Genomic DNA, 2,119 nt, shown 5'->3' on the forward strand with positions numbered 1-2,119 from the left:
TCGACTCTTTTCACCGGAAGGCGATCGCTCAACTGGGTTTACAGAATGAAGGCTATTCGCTTCACAGTTACCGCCGCACTTTTATAACTAAACTTTACAACAAGGGAATTAGTACCCGGACAATAATGGAGATTACCGGTCATAAATCAATGTCGTCATTGCAGCGTTACATTGATGCTGACCCCGACAAGGTAAGAGACGCAATTAATTAAATCTAGGGCAGTCGATAACTTGAGGTTGCCAGACATCAGAGGAAAGTGGGTGCTACTAGCCAAACACAGATCGAGAAGTAACTGCCCTAGATTCCGCCAATTTTAGCACTAAACCGGGCTGCTTGGTATTTTGTCTAAAACATCAAAGACTCTTACACACAGCCAACGGCGCTAACCATTTTACAGTAGCAAATAGCGCTGTTTAGGGTTGAAAAATGCTCATTGATTTTTCTGTGAAATCATAAAATTTTTCGGGGGAGTAAAGTCTCCCCCTGTGGAAAATTTAGGAGTTGCTATCTGGGGATTTCCAACCACCCGATTTAAGTGCGGGAAGTTTTTCTAGGATAGTTTCGAGAGATAAGCCGGACTCGATCCACTGTTCTATTTGGTCGGCGATCGCTTTAGCTTTTTCCGATAAATGGGGGCCGGCAAGGTAGCAAACCTGCTTTTTCCCCCTATATAGGTAAGCATATTTATTCCCGTTGGTGTCTTGGGCGGTTGACTTAGCTTTCCAGCGAACAGTTAGGCGATCGCTCTGAGAAGTGTTCACCGGGGATAAATTTTCGTCACCCAGGGTGACGGCTATCCATCCCAAATACTTAACCTTACCTTTCTCGCGTAACCTTTCCAGAGACTTGACTACACGAGATACCGGGATATCAGTGGATTGAGCGAGTTGTTTGTGGTCTTGATTGGGACAGTCCCTAAGATGTTTCAAGACATCCATATCATCCCAAGCCGGATCGAATGGTTCTACACTTTCAGAATCCGTCACCCAGGGTGACGATATTATGACGGAAAGCTGCCCCGGTGACTTAGATTTTTCCCTCATCGGCCTGACCCCCTGTTATCATCTTCCCCAGATCTCACTCGACTATTTATAGCCAAAATGTTGCCGTAGGATTGCTTGGCTATATCACGAGCCAACCGGAGCTTATGGGCACAAGGAAGGTCGCTAAAATTTAGGGCGATCGCCACATCAAGATAACGGGCGACTTGGCGGAAAGCTGCATAATTCCTCCCGATAAGTTCTCGAAGTTCCAGCACTTAGGACTGAAGTTCCAGCACTTAGGACTGAAGTTCCAGCACTTCTGGGGGAACGCTTGGGATTGTGTCGGTCGGGTTATGAGCGATCGCGCGTAACGGCGCGTTTAAATTTTTAACTTTTGCGTCACCCAGGGTGACGGAATCGGTGACTTTATTAGCGATCGCCTTTTCACCGGTGACAGTTTGAAGGTTAGAAAAGTGTTGTGCCATAGTCCATTTGTTTCTTGAGGGTTTAGCAGCGTGCCAAAATAGAAAGCACCCTTCGTGGACACGAAGGGCGCTTAATTTATTTAGAAACCTGTTGGAGAATCTCCTGTCGGATGTTCTCCATTTGTTTTTTCATTTGAGATTGATAGTCTCGGTTGGCTTGCAGTCTTTGCTCTAATCGAGCCTCATGGCTTTTGACATACTCATGGAAACCAGCAAACAACTCCTCCAACAGGTCTAGAATTTTCCCGCCTGTTCCGGGGACACTTTCCCCGCTTGACTGGAAATTATCCCCCTGGCAATCTGTTCCACCAATTCGGACCGATTCAGATTTAGCTCCATAGCCATCTGATCCAGTAGCCCGACGGCTGTTTCCGTTAACGTCATCGAGACTGACTTCTTGTTTTCCCCGTACAGTGTGCTGCGGGTTTTCCATTATTCGAGCGCGATAGGTAAAAAGCCGGATGTTGAGAGCGGGGAAGCTGGTAGATTGATGCGATCGCCTTGGGGTTGGTCAGGCGATCGCAAAAGCACACCCTATATATAGGTAAAAAGCCTATGGTCAAACCAAAAGCCGAGGCCGCCAATTTGCCTAGCGGGTTTCACCGCCTGGACAAAAAACATCAGCGGATTTTCCTGGTCACTTGTTTGGC

Annotated in this window: 5 protein-coding genes; 1 reads left to right on the forward strand and 4 read right to left on the reverse strand. The window is 47.1% G+C overall.

Annotated features, from left to right (window positions below; translation table 11 throughout):
• The first annotated feature begins 32 nt into the window (after positions 1-32).
• Positions 33-212 carry a tyrosine-type recombinase/integrase gene (locus tag P5674_RS23660; RefSeq protein WP_315670342.1) on the forward strand — a complete coding sequence of 60 codons (180 nt, stop codon included), beginning with the start codon at positions 33-35 and terminating at the stop codon, positions 210-212.
• Positions 213-495: 283 nt separating this feature from the next.
• Here P5674_RS23660 and P5674_RS23665 read toward each other — a convergent pair whose 3' ends face one another.
• The 4 genes from P5674_RS23665 to P5674_RS23680 all read right to left on the reverse strand — a co-directional run bounded on the left by P5674_RS23665 (position 496) and on the right by P5674_RS23680 (position 1,902).
• Entirely contained in the window at positions 496-987 is a 492-nt protein-coding gene (locus P5674_RS23665; protein ID WP_231852175.1) for a winged helix-turn-helix domain-containing protein, read from the reverse strand.
• A 53-nt stretch (positions 988-1,040) separates the two neighbouring features.
• Complete coding sequence (locus P5674_RS23670; RefSeq protein ID WP_315670340.1) at positions 1,041-1,259, reverse strand: hypothetical protein; 219 nt, start codon at positions 1,257-1,259, stop codon at positions 1,041-1,043.
• 21 nt (positions 1,260-1,280) lie between these two features.
• A complete protein-coding gene (locus P5674_RS23675; protein ID WP_315670341.1) occupies positions 1,281-1,469 on the reverse strand; it encodes a hypothetical protein in 189 nt (62 codons plus the stop codon).
• 76 nt (positions 1,470-1,545) lie between these two features.
• Positions 1,546-1,902 (reverse strand): hypothetical protein, encoded by a 357-nt coding sequence (locus tag P5674_RS23680; protein ID WP_315643320.1) that lies wholly within the window; start codon positions 1,900-1,902, stop codon positions 1,546-1,548.
• Positions 1,903-2,119: the final 217 nt, after the last annotated feature.

Source organism: Limnospira sp. PMC 289.06, from assembly GCF_032350395.1.
Classification (GTDB): domain Bacteria; phylum Cyanobacteriota; class Cyanobacteriia; order Cyanobacteriales; family Microcoleaceae; genus Limnospira; species Limnospira platensis.